This window comes from uncultured Jatrophihabitans sp., assembly GCF_964244045.1.
Lineage (GTDB): Bacteria > Actinomycetota > Actinomycetes > Mycobacteriales > Jatrophihabitantaceae > Jatrophihabitans.
The window spans coordinates 244,426-262,637 of record NZ_CAXTHK010000001.1 but is presented as its reverse complement, the minus strand read 5'-3'; the positions used below and the strand labels follow the sequence as shown (position 1 = coordinate 262,637).

Annotated in this window: 17 protein-coding genes; 16 read left to right on the top strand and 1 reads right to left on the bottom strand. The window is 69.8% G+C overall.

The genetic code is table 11. The features are described 5' to 3' along the window. Nucleotides 1-27: 27 nt before the first annotated feature. The 15 genes from pcrA to mdh all read left to right on the top strand — a co-directional run bounded on the left by pcrA (nt 28) and on the right by mdh (nt 15,300). Nucleotides 28-2,424, top strand: coding sequence for a DNA helicase PcrA (gene pcrA / locus ACFFC4_RS01280; protein WP_375496978.1), 2,397 nt, complete (start codon nt 28-30; stop codon nt 2,422-2,424). A gap of 92 nt (nt 2,425-2,516) precedes the next feature. Continuing rightward, nucleotides 2,517-3,071 (top strand): Uma2 family endonuclease, encoded by a 555-nt coding sequence (locus ACFFC4_RS01275; protein WP_375496976.1) that lies wholly within the window; start codon nt 2,517-2,519, stop codon nt 3,069-3,071. A gap of 522 nt (nt 3,072-3,593) precedes the next feature. Continuing rightward, nucleotides 3,594-4,016 (top strand): hypothetical protein, encoded by a 423-nt coding sequence (locus ACFFC4_RS01270; protein ID WP_375496974.1) that lies wholly within the window; start codon nt 3,594-3,596, stop codon nt 4,014-4,016. Nucleotides 4,017-4,025: 9 nt separating this feature from the next. Next, complete coding sequence (locus ACFFC4_RS01265; protein ID WP_375496972.1) at nt 4,026-4,532, top strand: HNH endonuclease; 507 nt, start codon at nt 4,026-4,028, stop codon at nt 4,530-4,532. 49 nt (nt 4,533-4,581) lie between these two features. Then, entirely contained in the window at nt 4,582-4,989 is a 408-nt protein-coding gene (locus tag ACFFC4_RS01260; RefSeq protein ID WP_375496970.1) for a cobalamin B12-binding domain-containing protein, read from the top strand. A gap of 161 nt (nt 4,990-5,150) precedes the next feature. After that, nucleotides 5,151-6,320, top strand: coding sequence for an ADP-forming succinate--CoA ligase subunit beta (gene sucC, locus ACFFC4_RS01255; protein WP_375496968.1), 1,170 nt, complete (start codon nt 5,151-5,153; stop codon nt 6,318-6,320). A gap of 3 nt (nt 6,321-6,323) precedes the next feature. After that, entirely contained in the window at nt 6,324-7,202 is an 879-nt protein-coding gene (gene sucD, locus ACFFC4_RS01250; protein ID WP_375496966.1) for a succinate--CoA ligase subunit alpha, read from the top strand. A gap of 286 nt (nt 7,203-7,488) precedes the next feature. Further along, nucleotides 7,489-8,241 carry a hypothetical protein gene (locus tag ACFFC4_RS01245; protein WP_375496964.1) on the top strand — a complete coding sequence of 251 codons (753 nt, stop codon included), beginning with the start codon at nt 7,489-7,491 and terminating at the stop codon, nt 8,239-8,241. A 224-nt stretch (nt 8,242-8,465) separates the two neighbouring features. Further along, nucleotides 8,466-9,491 (top strand): DUF5336 domain-containing protein, encoded by a 1,026-nt coding sequence (locus ACFFC4_RS01240; RefSeq protein WP_375496962.1) that lies wholly within the window; start codon nt 8,466-8,468, stop codon nt 9,489-9,491. Nucleotides 9,492-9,551: 60 nt separating this feature from the next. Further along, entirely contained in the window at nt 9,552-10,955 is a 1,404-nt protein-coding gene (locus tag ACFFC4_RS01235) for a DUF6350 family protein (RefSeq protein WP_375496960.1), read from the top strand. Between the two features lie 23 nt (nt 10,956-10,978). Next, on the top strand, nt 10,979-11,542 hold the full coding sequence (purN, locus tag ACFFC4_RS01230) for a phosphoribosylglycinamide formyltransferase (protein WP_375496958.1): 564 nt from the start codon (nt 10,979-10,981) through the stop codon (nt 11,540-11,542). Then, nucleotides 11,539-13,122 carry a bifunctional phosphoribosylaminoimidazolecarboxamide formyltransferase/IMP cyclohydrolase gene (gene purH / locus ACFFC4_RS01225; RefSeq protein ID WP_375496956.1) on the top strand — a complete coding sequence of 528 codons (1,584 nt, stop codon included), beginning with the start codon at nt 11,539-11,541 and terminating at the stop codon, nt 13,120-13,122. Before purN ends, purH begins: the two co-directional genes overlap by 4 nt. A gap of 22 nt (nt 13,123-13,144) precedes the next feature. Then, nucleotides 13,145-13,999, top strand: coding sequence for a bifunctional methylenetetrahydrofolate dehydrogenase/methenyltetrahydrofolate cyclohydrolase (locus ACFFC4_RS01220; protein ID WP_375496954.1), 855 nt, complete (start codon nt 13,145-13,147; stop codon nt 13,997-13,999). A 2-nt stretch (nt 14,000-14,001) separates the two neighbouring features. Beyond that, nucleotides 14,002-14,283, top strand: coding sequence for a DUF3017 domain-containing protein (locus ACFFC4_RS01215; protein ID WP_375496952.1), 282 nt, complete (start codon nt 14,002-14,004; stop codon nt 14,281-14,283). Between the two features lie 54 nt (nt 14,284-14,337). After that, complete coding sequence (gene mdh, locus ACFFC4_RS01210) at nt 14,338-15,300, top strand: malate dehydrogenase (RefSeq protein WP_375496950.1); 963 nt, start codon at nt 14,338-14,340, stop codon at nt 15,298-15,300. A 21-nt stretch (nt 15,301-15,321) separates the two neighbouring features. On the opposite strand, the gene ACFFC4_RS01205 is transcribed toward mdh, so the two are convergent. Next, entirely contained in the window at nt 15,322-15,984 is a 663-nt protein-coding gene (locus ACFFC4_RS01205) for a TetR/AcrR family transcriptional regulator (RefSeq protein ID WP_375496948.1), read from the bottom strand. A 90-nt stretch (nt 15,985-16,074) separates the two neighbouring features. On the opposite strand from ACFFC4_RS01205, the gene ACFFC4_RS01200 reads away from it, so the two are divergent. Next, nucleotides 16,075-18,018, top strand: coding sequence for an MFS transporter (locus ACFFC4_RS01200; protein WP_375496946.1), 1,944 nt, complete (start codon nt 16,075-16,077; stop codon nt 18,016-18,018). Nucleotides 18,019-18,212 lie beyond the last annotated feature (194 nt).

Below are 18,212 nucleotides of genomic sequence, written 5' to 3'. Positions count from 1 at the left end.
CGATGGCAACCGTAGGCTGGACGAACGATGAACCAGCCGCTCGACACCCTGTTCCCCGTGCCGCAAGAGGCCGCGCCGCGCACCCGCATCGCGGCCGATCCGGCCACCCTGCTCGACGGGCTGAACCCCCAGCAGCGGGCGGCGGTCGTGCACGCCGGCGGCCCGCTTCTCATCGTCGCCGGGGCGGGCTCGGGCAAGACCCGCGTCCTCACCCACCGCGTTGCCTACCTGCTCGCCGAGCGGGGGGCCACGCCCGGTCAGATCCTCGCCATCACCTTCACTAACAAAGCCGCCGGTGAGATGAAGGAGCGCGTGTCGCACCTCGTCGGCCCGCGCGCCCGGGCCATGTGGGTGTCGACGTTCCACTCGATGTGCGTGCGGCTGCTGCGGGCCGAGGCCAAGCACCTGGGCTTCAAGACCTCGTTCTCGATCTACGACTCCGATGATTCCAAGCGGTTGATGACGATGGTCGGGCGCGATCTCGACCTGGATGCGAAGCGCTACCCGGCCCGCTCGCTGACTGCGCAGGTCAGCAACCTGAAGAACGAGCTCGTCACGCCCGAGGCCTGGGCCGACAAGGCGTCGACCGCGCCCGAGAAGGTCGTCGCCGACGTCTACACCCGCTACCAGAACCGGCTACGCGACGCCCACGCCCTCGACTTCGACGACCTGATCATGACGTCGGTCGAGCTGCTGCAGCGCTTTCCCGACATCGCCGATCACTACCGGCGCCGCTTCCGGCACGTCCTCGTCGACGAGTACCAGGACACTAACCACGCGCAGTACATGCTCGTGCGCGAGCTGACCGTCCCCGAGCCGAACGCCCCGTACGAACCGGCCGAGCTGGCCGTGGTAGGCGACGCCGACCAGTCGATCTACGCCTTCCGCGGCGCTTCCATCCGCAACATCCTCGAGTTCGAACGCGACTACCCGGACGCCACGACGATCCTGCTCGAGCAGAACTACCGCTCCACCCAGACGATCCTCACCGCGGCCAATGCCGTGATCGCCCGCAACCCCGACCGTCGTCCGAAGAACCTCTGGTCCGACGCGGGCGCCGGGGAGAAAGTCGCGGGCTACGTCGCCGAGAATGAGCACGACGAGGCCGCGTGGGTGGCCCAGCGGATCGACGCGCTGGCCGACGAGGGGACGGCCAAGGCTTCGGACGTCGCGGTGTTCTACCGCACCAACGCGCAGTCCCGTGTGTTCGAGGAAGTGTTCATCCGGGTCGGCCTGCCCTACAAGGTCGTCGGCGGCGTGCGCTTCTACGAGCGCAAAGAGATCCGCGACGCGCTGGCCTACCTGCGCGTCCTCGCCAACCCCGACGACGTCGTGTCGCTGCGGCGCATCCTGAACACCCCGCGCCGCGGCATCGGCGACCGTGCCGAGGCGTGCGTCGAGGTGTTTGCCCAACAGGAGCGCATCTCGTTCGGCGCAGCTCTCGAGCGTGCCGATGTCGTGCCCGGTCTGGCGCCACGCTCGCTGTCGGCGATCCAAGGCTTCACCTCGTTGATGACGGAGCTGCGCGCGGTCGTCGCCGGCCCCGACGGCGTCCCGGGCGCGATCATCGAGGCCGTCCTCGACCGCACCGGCTACCTGCGTGAGCTCGAGGCCAGCCGCGACCCGCAGGACGAGTCGCGCGTCGACAACCTGCGCGAGCTCGTCAATGTTGCGCGCGAGTTCGAGGAGCTGCGCGCGTCGAACGACGAGGAGCCGAGCCTCGATGCGTTCCTCGAACGGGTGTCGCTCGTCGCCGACGCGGACTCGATCCCGGACGCCGAAGGCGGCGTCGTCACGCTGATGACGCTGCACACCGCGAAGGGCCTCGAGTTCCCGGTCGTCTTCCTCACCGGCATGGAGGACGGCGTCTTCCCGCACATGCGCTCGCTCGGCGACCCGAACGAGATGTCCGAGGAGCGGCGCCTCGCCTACGTCGGCATCACCCGCGCGCGCGAACGGTTGCACCTGTCACGTGCGTTGTCGCGCTCGGCGTGGGGCGCGCCGTCGTGGAACCCGCCGTCGCGCTTCCTCGACGAGGTCCCGCCCGAGCTCGTCGAGTGGACCGGCGAGGTCGACCGCGCGCCGTTCGTCGGCAACGGTTCGGCCGGATACACCTCGAGCTCGTATGGCGACGACGCGCCCTCGCGCTATGGCGATCACGGATATCGCGCCGGTAGCGGCCGTGGGCGGACCCCGAGCGCTCAGCAACAGCTGGCCGCGTCGGGGAAGCTGCGCGGCGGTGTCGGCAACCGCGCCATCCCGTCGCTCGCTGCCGGCGACCGCGTCACCCACGACGCGTGGGGGATGGGCACGGTCGTCGACACCCGCGGCTCGGGCGAGGGCTCGCAGGCCCAGATCGACTTCGGTGGCAGCACCGGCGTCAAGTGGTTGATGCTGCGCTACGCGCCCGTCCAGAAACTCTGACGGGTTGTCCACAGGGCGCCCCCGCCGCTCGCTGAGCTTCGCCACGCTCGTTCGGTGTGCGGGACACTAGAGCCGAAAGGGCGGTGGTGCGCATGTCGCCGATGCTCGACCTCGACCGGATCTGGACGTTGGACGATCTGGCCGACCTGTCCGACGAATTCTGCAAGCGCGTCGAGATCGTGGACGGGCTGCTCATCGTGAGCCCGCCGCCGGTTCCACGACACACGTACGTCGGAGACATCCTGTTCGTATTGCTCGCGAATGCCGCGCCCGCATGGTTGCACGTCAGTGGCTCGGACGCCGGGTTCGAATTCGGACGCTCGTACCGCAAGCCCGATCTGAGTGTGCTGCACACATCTGCGTACCGGACGTCACGCGCGTTGCTGGACACGGCTGACCTCGTACTTGCCGTGGAGATCGAATCGCCGTCGTCGATCACCACCGACCGGATCACCAAGCCGGCCCAGTACGCGGCGGCCGGCATCGCGCACTATTGGCGCGTCGAAACCGATCCGCTGCGCTTGGTCACCTACCGCTTGGGTGACGGCGCATACGCCGAGACCGGCGCGTGGTCCGTCGGTGAGGTTGCGGCAATTGACGAACCGTTCGCGGCCGAGATCGACGTCGCCGCCCTGTTCCCGAGCTGAGCCCAGGGCTGTCTCGGGCAGCCTCGCAACACCAGCGTCCGAATCGGGGCAAGAATGGCGGGTCACAGCCCAGTCGGGACGATCGGACGGCTGACCGTTCCGATCCCCGCCGGCGGACCCGGCGAGGTCCTCATCCCGATCCGAGGTGGGTCCGAGTACTCCGCCGCATAGGCGGACCAGCCCGTCGCGAAGCACCAGCAACGAGGAGCTCATTGGGGGCCAGCAGGCTGGTCGGCATGCTTCCGTCGCTTGTCGAGGCGGCCGCACACGGCCTGACGGGGCCAACCTCACAGTCCTCAATGGTGCGACCGGGGTGACCGAGATGCTGGCCGGCGTTGTCGGGCAGGGCATGGCGATCCTCGACCTGCTGAAGCCCTCCCCGGCCGATGCCCGTGCGTCCACCAGCGGCGTAGCGCCTGCGGTCTAGTCCGCGGTGCCGCCCGCTGCGCTCCCGGCGTAACCCTCCGGCGTGCACGACACGCCAGGGAGGTGTGCTCAGCTGGGCGCGGTCTCGGGCGTGTCGTGATCTTGCTGGTGGCGGCCTTCGACGCGCAAGAGGGGTATGCGCGCTTCGGGTTGGCGTCCACGGCTCGCTGGCTGACCCACGCCTGCGGTCTGTCCCGGCGCGCAACCGCCGACCATGTTCGGGTGGCGCGGGCATTGGCGGCGTTCCCCGCCCTGGCCGAAGCGATGTCGCGGGTCGGGGTGGTGCTCGCCGAGGCCGGGCGGGCGCCGGCCCTGCGCGGCGACGAGCGGGCCGCGGTAGTGGTGCATCTCGACCTCGCGGCGGCCCGCGCCGCTACGAAGCCGCGACCCGGAACGCAGTCCGAAGCCATCCAGCCCGAGGCAAGCGGCCCCGAGGAGGAACCCGTGGGTGAGGCGTCGATGCCCGAGACGCCGCCGGGTCGGCGGTCGCGGGGCCGGATCGCGCACGGGCCGGGGTAGTCGGACGCGGTGATCGAGCGGCTGCTGTGCGACGGGCGGTTGCGCACGAATCTGTTCCGCGAGGACGGCAGCCTGTTCGATCTGGGCCGCACCCGCCGGGTGGTGTCCAAGCGAGTGATGCGGGCGCTGCTGGAGCGTGATGGCGGCTGCTGCACCCATCCGGGCTGCGGGTCCCGCGACGGGTTAGAGGCCCATCACGTGCGGCACTGGCTGCACGGCGGGCGCACCGACCTGGCGAATCTCGTGGTGTTGTGCCGGCGGCATCACCACGCTCATCACCGCGAGGAGTTCTCCATCGGCGTGCGGACGAGTGGCCGGTTCGTCTTGCGCCGCCCCGACGGACTGATCCTGGAAGACCACGTTGACCCAGCCCGGCTGATCCCGTCAGCACCCGACCCGCTCGCCGCCGGGCCCGACGACGCACCCAGCTGGACCGGCACCGGTGAACGCCTCGACCGCCACCGGGCCATCGCCGTGCTCGCCCAACGACGGGAGAACGCCCGCTTGGCCAGTTGACTGCCCCGCCCACGTGCGCCCGACCGGGCGCGGCGAATACGCTGCGACCGTGGCCGACCGCATCCGCATCGTCATCGCCAAACCGGGCCTGGACGGGCACGACCGGGGCGCGAAGGTCATCGCCCGCGCCCTGCGCGACGCGGGCATGGAGGTCGTCTACACCGGGTTGCACCAGACGCCCGAGCAGATCGTGCAGACGGTAGTGCAGGAGGACGCCGATGCGGTTGGGCTGTCCATCCTCTCCGGCGCGCACATGACGTTGTTCCGCCGCGTCGTCGAGCTGCTCGCCGAGAACGAGGCGTCCGACGTCATCCTGTTCGGCGGCGGGATCGTGCCCGAGGCCGACATCGCCGAGCTCGAGGAGATGGGCGTGGCGAAGATCTTCACGCCCGGCGCGACCATGGACGAGATCGTCGAGTGGGTGCGCTCGAACGTCGCTCCGCAGAGCGTTGGCTGACCTCGTCGTAAGCGCTAGCAGCAGCGAATCGGGCCGCAAGGCCCGTGAAACCAGTCTCAGAGCGAGGCGGCCGGCAGTGACGGTCCGGTATGCAAGGCGTAGAACGTGAGAGGTCACCGAGCGCTCAGTGACTCCAGTCGAAGCGAAACGGACGTGTCAGAGTGGATCTGTTCGAGTACCAGGCCAAGACCCTGTTCAAGGAGCACGGCGTTCCGACGGGCCTGGGCGAGGTTGCCACCACGCCTGACGAGGCCAAGTCGATCGCCGAGAAGATCGGCGGCGTCACCGTCGTCAAGGCGCAGGTCAAGGTCGGCGGCCGCGGCAAGGCCGGCGGCGTCAAGGTGGCCAAGACACCTGGAGATGCAGCCGATGCAGCAGGTGAGATCCTCGGGATGGATATCAAGGGGCACACCGTCCACCGCGTCCTGGTCGACCCGGGCGCGGACATCAAGCAGGAGTACTACGTCTCCTTCCTGCTCGACCGGACGAACCGCACCTTCCTCGCCATGGCCTCCTACGAGGGCGGCATGGAGATCGAGCAGCTGGCCGTCGAGCGGCCCGAGGCGCTGGCCAAGATCCCGGTCAACGCCATCGACGGGGTCGACGACGCGAAGGCCCGCGAGATCGCAGTCGCTGCCAAGTTCCCCGAGGAGCTCGTCGCGCCCGTGGCCGACATCCTCGTGAAGCTCTGGGAGACCTTCGTCGCCACGGACGCCACGCTGGTCGAGGTGAACCCGCTCGCGAAGGTCGGCGACGGCAGCATCCTGGCCCTGGACGGCAAGGTGACGCTCGACGAGAACGCCGACTTCCGCCAGCCCGGCAACGCCGCGCTCGAGGACAAGGACGCCGCTGACCCGCTCGAGGCCAAGGCCAAGGAGAAGCACCTCAACTACGTCAAGCTCGAGGGCGAGGTCGGCATCATCGGCAATGGCGCGGGGTTGGTCATGTCGACCCTGGACGTCGTCGCCTACGCCGGTGAGAAGCACGGCGGCGTAAAGCCGGCCAACTTCCTCGACATCGGTGGCGGCGCGAGCGCCGAGGTCATGTCGAACGGCCTGGACATCATCCTCAACGACCCGTCGGTGCGCTCGGTATTCGTCAACGTCTTCGGCGGCATCACCAGCTGCGACGCGGTCGCCAACGGCATCGTCACCGCGCTCGGCATGCTCGGTGACAGCGCCACGAAGCCCCTGGTCGTTCGCCTGGACGGCAACAATGTCGAGGAGGGCCGGCGGATCCTCGCCGAGGCCGCGCACCCGCTGGTGACGGTTGTCGACACGATGGACGATGCGGCCGACAAGGCTGCCCAGCTGGCGAACGGCGGAAAGTAGATCATGGCCATCTTTTTGGATGAGAACAGCAAGATCATCGTGCAGGGCATGACGGGCTCAGAGGGCATGAAGCACACCCGCCGCATGCTCGCCTCGGGTGCGTCGGTGGTCGGTGGCGTCAATGCGCGCAAGGCCGGCACCACGGTCGACGTCGACGGCACCTCGCTGCCGGTGTTCGCGTCCGTGGCCGACGCGATGGCGCAGACGGGTGCGAACGTGACGGTCGGGTTCGTGCCGCCGGCGTTCACCAAGGACTCGGTCATCGAGGCCATCGACGCTGCGATCCCGCTGGCCATCGTGATCACTGAGGGTGTGCCGGTGCACGACAGCGCGGCGTTCTGGGCGTACGCGCAGGGCAAGTCAACGCGCATCGTCGGTCCGAACTGTCCCGGGGTGATCAGCCCCGGGAAGTCGAACGCCGGCATCATCCCGGCCAACATCACCAAGGCCGGCCGCATCGGGCTGGTCTCGAAGTCGGGCACGCTGACCTACCAGATGATGTTCGAGCTGCGGGACTTCGGCTTCTCGACGTGCGTCGGCATCGGTGGCGACCCGATCATCGGCACCACGCATATCGACTGCCTCGAGGCCTTCCAGGCTGACCCCGAGACCGACGCGATCGTCATGATCGGCGAGATCGGCGGCGACGCCGAGGAACGTGCCGCGGCCTACATCCAGGCCAACGTGACGAAGCCGGTCGTCGGCTACGTCGCGGGCTTCACCGCGCCCGAGGGCAAAACGATGGGCCACGCCGGCGCCATCGTCTCCGGCTCGTCGGGCACCGCGGCCGCCAAGGCGGAGGCGCTCGAGGCGGCAGGCGTCAAGGTGGGCAAGACTCCCAGCGCCACCGCCCAGCTGATGCGCGGGATCCTCGGCGGCTGAGTCTTAGCGGCTGACGGGTGCACTTCACCAACTCGTAAGGGACCGTCGTAGGAACCGGATCGCTCCGATTTCCCGCGACGGTCCTGCAGTTTGTGAGGAATTGTCCGGCTTAAGACCCGGCGAGGACCCGGCGTTGGCAACGGCCGATGTTCGCGGGACGGTGTCGTACGGCAACGCGCGTGGCGTCGTTGTTCCGCACAACCGCCGATAAGCGCTACCTTTCCCTACACAGCATGTCCTGAAATTTTGCCAAGATCCACTCGGATCCTGCATCGAGGAGCAAGCCATGACGTTCCAGCCGCCCCCGGGGAATCAGCCGCCGCCCGGCAGCCCGCCGCCCCCGCCGCCCGGCCAGTGGGGACCGCCGCCCGGCGGTGGCTCCGGTGCCGGTGGCTCGGGTGGGTTCGACCCGAAGTCGATCAACCCGCTCGACTGGGGCATCATTGCCGCGGGCGCGCTTGCCTTCATTTTCTCGCTGTTCGATTACTATACGGTGACCGTCTCCGGCGGGGGATTCAGCTCCTCTGCCAGTGAGTCGGCGTGGAACGGGTTCTTCGGCTGGTTCGCCGCGGTGCTCGCCGTGGTCGGCGCGGGCCTGGTGGCGGCGCAGCTGTTTGCACCGCAGACCAAGCTGCCGGTGCCGGCGCGCCTCGCCGGTCTTGGAGCTTTTGCCCTTTCGCTGGTGTGCGTGATCCTCGCGCTGTTTGTTTTCCCGGAAGATGTTCCGGACACCAGCGGGATCGACACCGGACACGGCTTCGGGTACTGGGCAAGCTTGATCGTCATTATTGCCGGGCTTGTGCTGTCGCTCATGCGCTTCCAGGCCACCGGCGGTCAGCTGCCCGGCGGCCTGCAGAGCAAGGTCCCGAACGTCGGCGGGTACGGCCCGCAGGGTGGGATCTCTGGCGGGTCCGCAGCCCCGCAGCCGGGCTACGGTCAGCAGCCCCCGCCGCCGCCTGGATACGCGCCGCCGCAGCCGCCGCCCGGGTACGGCCAGCAGCCGCCCCCGCCGCCGCCCGGATACGGGCCGCCGCAGTAGCCAGTAGTACAGTACGTCGTCTGATCCAGTACGTCGTCGAACGCGCCGGGACACCCAGCTGGGAGTCCCGGCGCATTCGCGTTTTCTCGGACTGATCCACCCGATGCCGGGACGCGTTAGCGCCCCGGCGTCGCTGGTTACATCCCCCGTACCGCGCGGGTCAGTACGGTCAGCCGAGCCCGCTAGCCTGATCGACCGTTCTGCGACACGAGATTGGTGACTGCATGTCCGACTTCAGCCCCCCGCCCGGCCCGCCTGGCCCGCCGCCCGGGGGTTCTGGAGCCTCCGCCGTCGGGGCGCCCCCGCCCACCGCCGGCTCGGGCGGGTCGACGCCGCAGGCCGCCCTGCTGTCCTACGCCGCGGCCGCGCTCGGCCTCCTCGCGTTCATCTGGGGGTTCCTGGACTGGCTGTCCAGCGACAACGGTGTTGGTTCGGATTCGGCGTCCGGCTACGAGACGATCGGCGCCGCGGTCGTCGGGTTATTGCTGGCAGCCGGCTTGCTGGCAGGCGGGTCCGTCGTGGAGAAGAAGGACATCACCCTCGCACCGGCCGCGGTCTCCATCGCGGGCCTGCTCGTCGCCTTCGGTGAGCTGGTGAACCACGGCGACGGCGTTGACGCCGGTATAGGCCTGATCCTGGCCTTCATCACCGCCATCCTGCAGACGGCCGCACTGATCGTCGCCTGGCTGGTGGCCAGCAAACGGATGCCCGCCCTCGGTGCGGGTTCGTCATCCGGCTCCAGGAAGCAGCAACACGGTCCGGGGCAGTACGGCTTCGGCCCACAGGGGTTCCAGGGCACGCAGGGGTTCCAGGGCACGCAGGGGTTCCATGGCACGCAGGGGTTCCAGGGCCCACAGGGTTTCCAGGGCCCACAGGGTTACGGTGGCCCGCAGGGGGCTCCGCAGTTCGCGCCCCCGCCGGGACCGGGCTACGGCCCACCCCCGCAGGGCGGTCTGCCCGGATATGGCACGCCCCCCGGGGCCCCCTCGTACGGTCCACCGACACAGGAGTCGACGCCGTCGTCCTACGGCCCGCCGCCCGGACAGCCGCAGGGGCCGCCGCCCGGCTACGGATGGCCGCAGCAGCCTGACCCCCAGGGTCCCCAGGGGCCCCAGGGTCCCCAGGGTCCGTCGCAGTCAGGCCGCCGTCCGATGGCGACGAGTCGTCGCGGACCCAGGTGCTGCCGCGCTTCCAGACGAGTTCCGACGAGCGACCGGCTGACCGCCCGGGCGAATAACCCCACGCGATGACCACGGCGGGGTGCGGCGCGTCTGCGCTGGATCCTGCGGTTGTCTTGCCAACCTGGACGGATGCCCGCTGGCGACACCGACGACGACACGCGTCGCAGCGTTGTGCCCCCGGCAGCTGCCCGGTCGTTATGGATCGCTGCGGTCTGGACCGGTCTGGGCACAGCGCTCGTCGCCGCTATCGTCGCCATCCTGGCGGTCGCCGTGTGCTGGTTGCCGGCCGCCGGCGAGGCGGGCAGCGCCGGCTCAGCAATCCGCGCGGGGCTGCTCACGTTTCTCTCGGCCACCCGCGGCGGGATCACCATCGACGGGCTCGACGCCGCTTTCCTGCCACTCGGGCTGACGCTGGCCCTCGGCACGCTCGCCTGGCGGGCCGGGTCCGGCCTGGCCGATGCCGCCGACGAATTGGCGGAATTGGACCCGCAGCGGCTGGTCCGTGCCGGCCTGTTGCAGGCCGTCACCTTCGCAATCGCCTGCGCGATCCTGGCCGTGCTCTCGCCGCTGGGCACCAGCAGCGTGCCGCCGATCGGCAGTTTCCTCGGCGGGTTCGTGCTGTTCAGCGGCACCGGTGGGATCGCCTTCGTGTGGCAGTCCCCGCTGGGTGACGCGTGGTCGGCCCAGCTGCCGGACTGGTTGGCGCCGGCGGCACGAGTCGTGGCCGCGGTGGTGGCGGTGTATCTCGCGGCCGGCGCGCTGCTCGTAGCCGGGTCGCTCATCGCCCATCACAGCCAGGTCGAGCGGCTCTCACACGAAGTCGGCGGTGGTTGGTCCGGCATCCCGGTACTACTACTCGGCCTGCTGGCCGCGCCCAACGCAGCCATTGCCGGCGCGGCCTACCTATCCGGGCCGGGCTTTGCCGTCGGGCACGGCACCCACGTCGCCCTCGGTTCGACGCCGCGTGGCACCCTGCCGTCGTTCCCCATCCTGGGTGCCATACCGCATGGTACGGCGGGCTGGCTCGCCTGGACGTTGGCCGTGCTCACGCCCCTGGTCGCCGGCGCCTACGCCGCGGCGCTCGCCCGGCGAGCCGCCGACCCATGGCGCACGCTCGGCCGGTCCGCGATCGGCGTAGCTGTGCTCGGCGTCGTGCTTGCCTGGCAGGGGGGTGGCGCCATCGGCAGTGGGCGGTTGCATGCCGTGGGTGCGTCGCCCTGGCAGTTCGGCCTCGCCGTCGGGGTCGGCGCGGGTGCCGCTGCGGCGATCGTGCTGGGCCTGCAGACCATCGGCGATGCGCTGCGGGACCGCCAGGCCGAGGACCCCGAGTACGTCCCACTGGCCGGGGCCGGCGCACGGGTGACGGGCGTGGTGACGACCGCGGTCAGCACGGCGGTGTCCGGTGCGGCCTCGGCCGTGGTCGCCGTCGTCCACCGCGACACCGACACCGACACCGACACGGACACCGACACCGACGACACCGCCCACCGCGACGAAGCTGAGTCCGGCGGGAGCACGAAGCTGGCCGGGTAGCGGCGGCCGGTAGCGTCAACCCGGTGCCGGCTCGCCTCGTCGTCCTCGTGTCGGGCAGCGGCACCACCGTCCAGGCTGTGCTGGACGACCCGGTCCTGCGTCCGTTGGTCGTTGCGGTCGGAGCGGACAAGCCCACGGCGCCGGCGCTCGCCCGCGCCGAGCGGGCCGACGTCACCACCTTCACCGTCCCGTTCGCGGACTATCGCGACCGAGGCGAGTGGAACCGCGCGCTGGAGGACGCGATCGCCGGTTACGAGCCCGATCTCGTGGTCCTCGCCGGCTTCATGCGCATCGTCGACGCCGCGCTCGTGCGCCGCTTCCGTGTGATCAACACCCATCCCGCGCTGCTGCCGGCCTTCCCGGGCGCGCATGCCGTCCGCGACGCATTGGCCGCCGGCGCCCAGGAAACCGGCGTGACCGTCCACTGGGTGGACGAGGGCATCGACACCGGCCCGATCATCGCCCAGGCCGTCGTTGCCGTCCGACCCGGTGACGACGAGGACACGCTGCGCACCCGCATCCAGGCGGCCGAGAAGCCGCTGTACCTCGAGACCCTCCGAACCCTCGTCAAGGAGTTCCAGCGATGAGCACCGTCGTCATCCGCCGTGCGCTGATCAGCGTGTACGACAAGACCGGCCTCGACGAGCTGGCCCGCGGCCTGCACGAGGCCGGGATCGAGATCGTCTCGACCGGGTCGACCGCCGCCCGCATCCGCGACGCGGGTGTGCCGGTGACCGCCGTCGACGAGGTCACCGGGTTCCCCGAGATCCTCGGCGGCCGGGTGAAGACGCTGCACCCGCACGTGCACGCCGGGCTGCTCGCCGACCAGAACGACCCGTCGCACGTCGAGACGATCCAGGATCTCGGCATCGACGCCTTCCAGCTGCTCGTCGCCAACCTGTACCCGTTCGCCGCGACGGTCGCGAGCGGCGCCGGCGAGGCCGAGGTCATCGAGCAGATCGACATCGGTGGCCCGGCGATGGTGCGAGCGAGCGCGAAGAACCACGGCTCGATCGCGGTCGTCACCGACCCGGCCCGCTACGCCGACGTGCTCGACGCAGTGCGCGCCGGCGGGTTCGACCTCGACGCCCGCCGCCGCCTCGCGCTGGCTGCGTTCCGGCACACCGCGGCCTACGACATCGGCGTCGCGTCTTGGCTCGGGTCGGCTGTCGCCCCCGATGACGACGTCGACGGCGAGCCGAGCGGCTTCCCGGGCTGGGTGGCCGCCGAGTACGAGCGCGCGGCCGTGCTGCGCTACGGCGAGAACCCGCACCAACGTGCGGCGCTGTACGTCACGCCCGGCGCGTCGGGCGGGGTTGCGCACGCCGACCAGCTGCAGGGCAAGGAGATGAGCTACAACAACTACGTCGACGCCGACGCGGCCTGGCGGGCGGCCTACGACTTCACCGAGCCGTGCGTGGCGATCATCAAGCATGCCAACCCGTGCGGCATCGCGGTCGGCACCGACATCGCCGACGCACACCGCAAGGCGCACGACTGCGACCCGGTCAGCGCCTACGGCGGCGTCATCGCCACCAACGGCCCGGTGACGGCCGAGATGGCCGAGTACGTCGCCACGATCTTCACCGAGGTCCTGGTCGCGCCGTCTTTCGACGACGACGCGCTGGCCGTCCTGGAACGCCGCAAGAACCTGCGCCTGCTCCTGGCCAAGCCGCGCCCGTCGCACCCGACGATCGAGCGTCGGCCGATCTCGGGTGGGATGCTGTTGCAGACCGCCGATGCCATCGACGCCCCTGGCGACGACCCGGCGTCGTGGAGGCTGCAGGCCGGCGACGGATCGACCACCGCGGCCGATGCGGACACGCTCGCCGACCTTGCGTTCGCGTGGCGCGCGGTGCGGGCGGCGAAGTCCAACGCGATCCTGCTCGCAGCCGGCCGGGCCACCGTCGGCGTCGGCATGGGGCAGGTCAACCGCGTCGACTCGTGCAAGCTCGCTGTCGAGCGGGCCGGCGAGCGCGCACGCGGCAGTGTCGCCGCGTCCGACGCGTTCTTCCCGTTCGACGACGGCCCGAAGGTGCTGCTGGCCGCCGGCGTGCGAGCGATCGTGGAACCAGGCGGTTCGATCCGCGACGACGACACGATCGCGGCGTGCGCCGAGGCGGGCGTCGCGCTGTACTTCACCGGGACGCGGCACTTCGCCCACTGAGTGCGGCTGGCACTATGTGGCCGTGCCCGCACTCATCCTGGACGGCAAGGCCACGTTGGCGGCCATCAAGGCCGAGCTGACCGTCCGCGTGCGGGCCCTCGCCGAGCACGGGGTGCAACCGGGGTTGGGCACCGTGCTCGTCGGCGACGACCCGGCCAGCACCTGGTACGTCAACGCCAAGCACAAGGACTGCGCGCAGATCGGCGTGGCCAGCATCCGCCGCGACCTGCCGGCCGGCACCAGCCAGGCCGAGGTCGAGGCCGTCGTCGCCGAGCTCAACGCCGACCCGGCGTGCACGGCGTTCCTCGTCCAGCAACCCACCGGCCTCAACGAGTTCGCAATCCTCTCGGCAGTGGACCCCGACAAGGACGTCGACGGCCTGCACCCGACGAATCTCGGCTGGCTTGTCCTCGGCAAGCCTGCGCCGCTGCCGTGCACGCCCACCGGCATCATCGAGCTGCTGCGCCGTTTCGAGGTTCCGATCGCCGGGGCGAACGTCGTCGTGATCGGCCGCGGCCTGACCGTTGGCCGCCCGCTCGGTCTGATGCTCAGCCGCCGCTCCGAGAACGCGACGGTGACCCTGTGCCACACCGGGACGGTCGACCTCGCCGCCCACGTCCGCCGCGCCGACATCGTGATCGCGGCCGCGGGCTCGCCGTCGCTGATCACCGCCGACATGGTCAAGCCCGGTGCCGCGGTGCTCGACGCCGGCGTCAGCCGCGTCGACGGCAGGATCGCGGGCGACGTCGCGCCCGACGTCGCCGAGGTGGCTGGCTACCTGAGCCCCAACCCGGGAGGCGTCGGCCCGATGACGCGGGCCATGCTGCTGTCCAACGTGGTCGAGGCTGCCGAACGCCGGCTCGCCGACCAGGCCTGACCGTGCTCGAGCGGACCTGGCTGTGGGTGCGCGAGCAATGCGCGTTCCTGATCGTCCTGATCGGGCTGGCCGTCAGCTTCGCCTTTCTGCTTGCCGAGCCGCAGCACCCCGTGCGCGGGACGCTCGCGATCGCCGCGGTATCGCTGCTCGCGGCGCTGTTTCGGCTGGTGCTGCCGAGCGCGTCTGTGGGCATGCTGGCCATTCGCAACCGCTGGGTCGACACCGCCTGTTTCTTGATCTTCGGTGGCCTGATCCTCGCCACCGACATCCGCCTTCGGCACTGACCCGGGGGTGGCCTAACCTCGTTTTCAGTTGCCTTCCAACCGAGGAGAATTCGCATGTCCGACAATCGCCACGGCAAGGTCACCGTCGTCGGGGCCGGCTTCTACGGTTCGACCACGGCGCAGCGCTTGGCCGAGTACGACGTGTTCGAGACAGTCGTGCTCACCGACATCGTCGAGGGCAAGCCCGAGGGCCTGGCGCTGGACATGAACCAGTCGCGCCCGATCGAGGGTTTCGAGACCACCGTGGTCGGCGCCACCACCACCGCCGAGGGCGGCGGCTACGAGGCCACCGCCGGGTCGGACGTCGTCGTCGTCACTGCCGGCCTGCCGCGCAAGCCCGGCATGAGCCGTATGGACCTGCTCGAGGTGAACGCCGGCATCGTGCGCGGCGTGGCCGAGAACGTCGCCAAGCACTCGCCCAACGCCGTGATCATCATCGTGTCCAACCCGCTGGACGAGATGACCGCGCTGGCCCAGCAGGCCTCGCAGTTCCCGAAGAGCCGGGTGTTCGGTCAGGCCGGCGTGCTCGACACCGCCCGCTTCACCAACAACGTAGCCACCACGCTCGGCGTGCCGGTGGGCTCGGTGCAGACCCTTACCCTCGGCTCGCACGGCGACACGATGGTGCCAGTCCCGTCGGCGTGCTTTGTCGACGGCAAGCCGCTGGCCGACGTCATGGCCGCCGACAAGATCGAGGAGCTCGTCACCCGCACCCGCAACGGCGGGGCCGAGGTCGTGGCGCTGCTCAAGACCGGGTCGGCGTATTACGCGCCGTCGGCCGCCGCGGCCCGGATGGCCCGCGCCGTCATCACCGACTCCGGCGAGACCATCCCGGTCTGCGCCTGGGTCGACGGTGAGTACGGCATCAGCGGCGTCTACCTCGGCGTCGAGGCCCAGATCGGCGCCGGTGGCGTCAAGAAGGTCGTCGAGCGCGACCTCACCGACTCCGAGCTCGCCGGTCTGAAGGAGGCCGCCGAGGCGGTCCGGGCCAAGCAGGCGGACGTCTCCGGCCTCTGACCTCAGCAGGCGAGCGCGGCGTCAGTCGGACCGCGCGCCGACGAGGCGCAGGCTGGCCTGGACGTAGCGGTCGGCGAGCTGCCCGACGGTCGTGCCGCCGCGGTCGGGGTGATACCACTCGCTGGTCCGGCTGCACATGTCCAGGATCATGACGGCGCTGCGCGTTGCCCGGTCGGTGCCGCCGATCAACGTGAACTCGCCGTCGCGCTCGCCGTCGGCGATCATCCGGGCCAGGCGCTGGCGCAGTTGACGGCGCTTGCGGATGACCTCCTCGCGGCGGTCGTCGGACAGGTAGGTGTACTCACGTCGGACGAGCTGGGCCAGCCGCGGATGCTCCAGGTGGGCCAGGACGTAGGCCTCGACGAACGCTGCCAGCTGCGCGCGGCATGTCGAGCCGGCCGCGGCCGCCGCCTGCTGCAGGCGCCGGTCGAGGTTGTCGTGCCCGTGGCAGACCAGGACGTGCAGAACGTCGTCCTTCGAGCCGAAGTGGTTGTACAGCGCACCGGGTGACAGCCCGCAGGCGCGGGTGATGTCACGAACCGACGTCTGCCCGACCCCGTTGCGGTCGAACAGCGTCGCCGCCTTGGCAAGCAACCGTCGCGCGGCATACGTCAGGTGCTGGAGGTCCTGCGCGTCGGCAAAGATCCACTCGAATTCCGCCGAGTCCGGTTGCGGCTCGGTCACGGTGTTTGACCCACCCCCTCGTGTTGTTATAAACAGTCGTTCATAACCGTGAACTAGACCACACCGAGGTGGAAATTGTCCTCCGGAACCATGTCCGCTCCAACGTCCCAGCCGCAACCGGCCCAGGGTCGGCCGCTGCGCCGTACGGAGCTCGGCCGCTATCCCAGCGGGGGGCAGCGCTACGCCTGCCTCGCGATCGTCGTCCTGGCGACCGTCGTCCTCTACTACCAGTTCTATCTGGCCGGTGCCGTTGCTGCCGGTACGAACGGCAAGAACGGCATTCTCGTCGACTACAACATGTCGTTCGTCTACTACGTGAACATCGCGGTGGTCGGCTACATCCTCGGCGCGGTGGCCTCGTTCGTGTCCGGCTTCGCCGACAAGGTGGGCCGGGTCAACATCATCACCGGCGGCCTGGTGATCGTCGCCCTGCTGTGCTTGCTGGGCATCCCGCTGGCTGACAGCAAGACCGGCTTCGCCATCGTCTTCGGGGCCATCGGCCTGGTCGAGGGCGTCATCCTCGTCGCCACCCCGGCGCTCATCCGCGACTTCAGCCCGCAGCTCGGCCGTGCGTCGGCCATGGGTTTCTGGACGCTCGGCCCGGTCATCGGCTCGCTGATCGTGTCGATCCAGATCAGCAGCACGAGCGTCAACACCCCGTGGCACAACCAGTACGTCGCGTCCGGCATCGTCGGGCTCGTCGTGGCCGCGCTGTCGTTCCTGTTCCTTCGCGAGCTCTCGCCGCAGCTGCGCGACCAGGTGATGGTCAGCGCCAATGACCGGGCACTCGTCGAGGCGCGGGCCGCCGGCATCGACGTCGAGGCGGCGCTGAAGCAGCCGTTCAGGCAGATGCTCAAGCCCGACATCATCCTGTCGGCGTTCTCGATCAGCGTCTTCCTGATCATCTACTACGTCGCGGTCGGCTTCTTCCCCGTCTACTTCCAGACGATCTTCGGCTACTCGCAGGACAAGGCAAACGGCCTGGGCAACTGGATCTGGGCCTTCGACGCAGCCGCGCTGATCGTCATCGGCTACCTGTCGGACAAGCTGCGCGTCCGCAAGCCGTTCATGGTCGTCGGTGCCATCGGGGCGATCGTCATGACCGTCATCTTCGCCACGAGGGCCACCCACCCCGAGACGAGCTACACCTCGTTCGTGATCATCTTGAGCCTGCTCGCGGTGTTCCTCGGCGTGGCCTACGCGCCGTGGATGGCCAGCTTCACCGAGACCGTCGAGAAGCGGAACCCGGCGCTGACGGCGACCGGCCTCGCGGTATGGGGCCTGGTGATCCGCATCGTCATCGCGGTGTCGGTCTTCATCGTTCCGCACGTCGTCGACACCGTGTCGACGCTCGTCGAGAAGGGCCCGGTGGCCCAGGAGATCGCAGCCAAGAACGCCACCGCCGTCGGTGCGGCTGCGAAGTTGAGCGAGGAGGACCCGGCCACGGCTGCGGCCCTGACCAAGAATCCCAACGATCTGACGGCCGGCGCCAAGGCGGTCAGCGTCATCTCCGGGGTCCCGGTCGCCAACGTCGTCAAGATCGCGACCTTGAACGCCCAGCACGGACCGGCCATCGCCGCGGCGCAGAAGATCGACACCGCGACGATCACCACCCTGCTCACCGACAAGACGAACACCGCCGCGTTGGGCAAGGCCGTGTCGGAGATCGTGACGGGGCTGAAGGTCACCCCGGCCGAGGCGCAGACGCGACTCGCCGACCTGGCAACGATCCCGACCGGCGACCTGCTGCTCCTGCAGTCCAGCGGGACGAAGGTGGTCAACGCCCAGGCGGCGTTGGTGGCCTACAACAAGATCCCGGCGGCGCAGCGCGCGACGCTGGGCGAGGCGTCCAAGGCGGCCAAGGACTCGCCGAAGCAGTGGCGTAACTACTACTGGATCGCGGTCGGCGGTGAGATCGTCTTCATCCCGCTGATCTTCCTGCTCACCGGCGCGTGGAGCCCGAAGCGGGCCAAGCGCGAGGAGGAGGAGCACGAGGCGTTCGTGCAGGCCGAGCTGGCCCGACTGCGCGGCTGAGTCAGCCGCACCCGAACCCAGCGCCGGGCCCCGTCAACGTCGACGGGGCCCGGCGCTGTTGTCTCCAGTGCTGTCCGCAGCCGTGTCTTCAGCTGTGTCCGCCCCGACATGTGGTGCAGGTCTCTGAGACGTAAGGTCACACCAAGATTGCGGCCAGGCTCTTCCGACAGGCTCGGACGGGCCGGCGGCGACGG

Coding starts and splice junctions, on each gene's coding strand:
- ACFFC4_RS01240 (WP_375496962.1), top strand. CDS start 8,466: ATGTCCGACTTCAGCCCCCCGCCCGGCCCGCCTGGCCCGCCGCCCGGG.
- pcrA (WP_375496978.1), top strand. CDS start 28: ATGAACCAGCCGCTCGACACCCTGTTCCCCGTGCCGCAAGAGGCCGCG.
- purH (WP_375496956.1), top strand. CDS start 11,539: ATGAGCACCGTCGTCATCCGCCGTGCGCTGATCAGCGTGTACGACAAG.
- ACFFC4_RS01200 (WP_375496946.1), top strand. CDS start 16,075: ATGTCCGCTCCAACGTCCCAGCCGCAACCGGCCCAGGGTCGGCCGCTG.
- ACFFC4_RS01245 (WP_375496964.1), top strand. CDS start 7,489: ATGACGTTCCAGCCGCCCCCGGGGAATCAGCCGCCGCCCGGCAGCCCG.
- ACFFC4_RS01235 (WP_375496960.1), top strand. CDS start 9,552: ATGCCCGCTGGCGACACCGACGACGACACGCGTCGCAGCGTTGTGCCC.
- sucD (WP_375496966.1), top strand. CDS start 6,324: ATGGCCATCTTTTTGGATGAGAACAGCAAGATCATCGTGCAGGGCATG.
- ACFFC4_RS01275 (WP_375496976.1), top strand. CDS start 2,517: ATGTCGCCGATGCTCGACCTCGACCGGATCTGGACGTTGGACGATCTG.
- mdh (WP_375496950.1), top strand. CDS start 14,338: ATGTCCGACAATCGCCACGGCAAGGTCACCGTCGTCGGGGCCGGCTTC.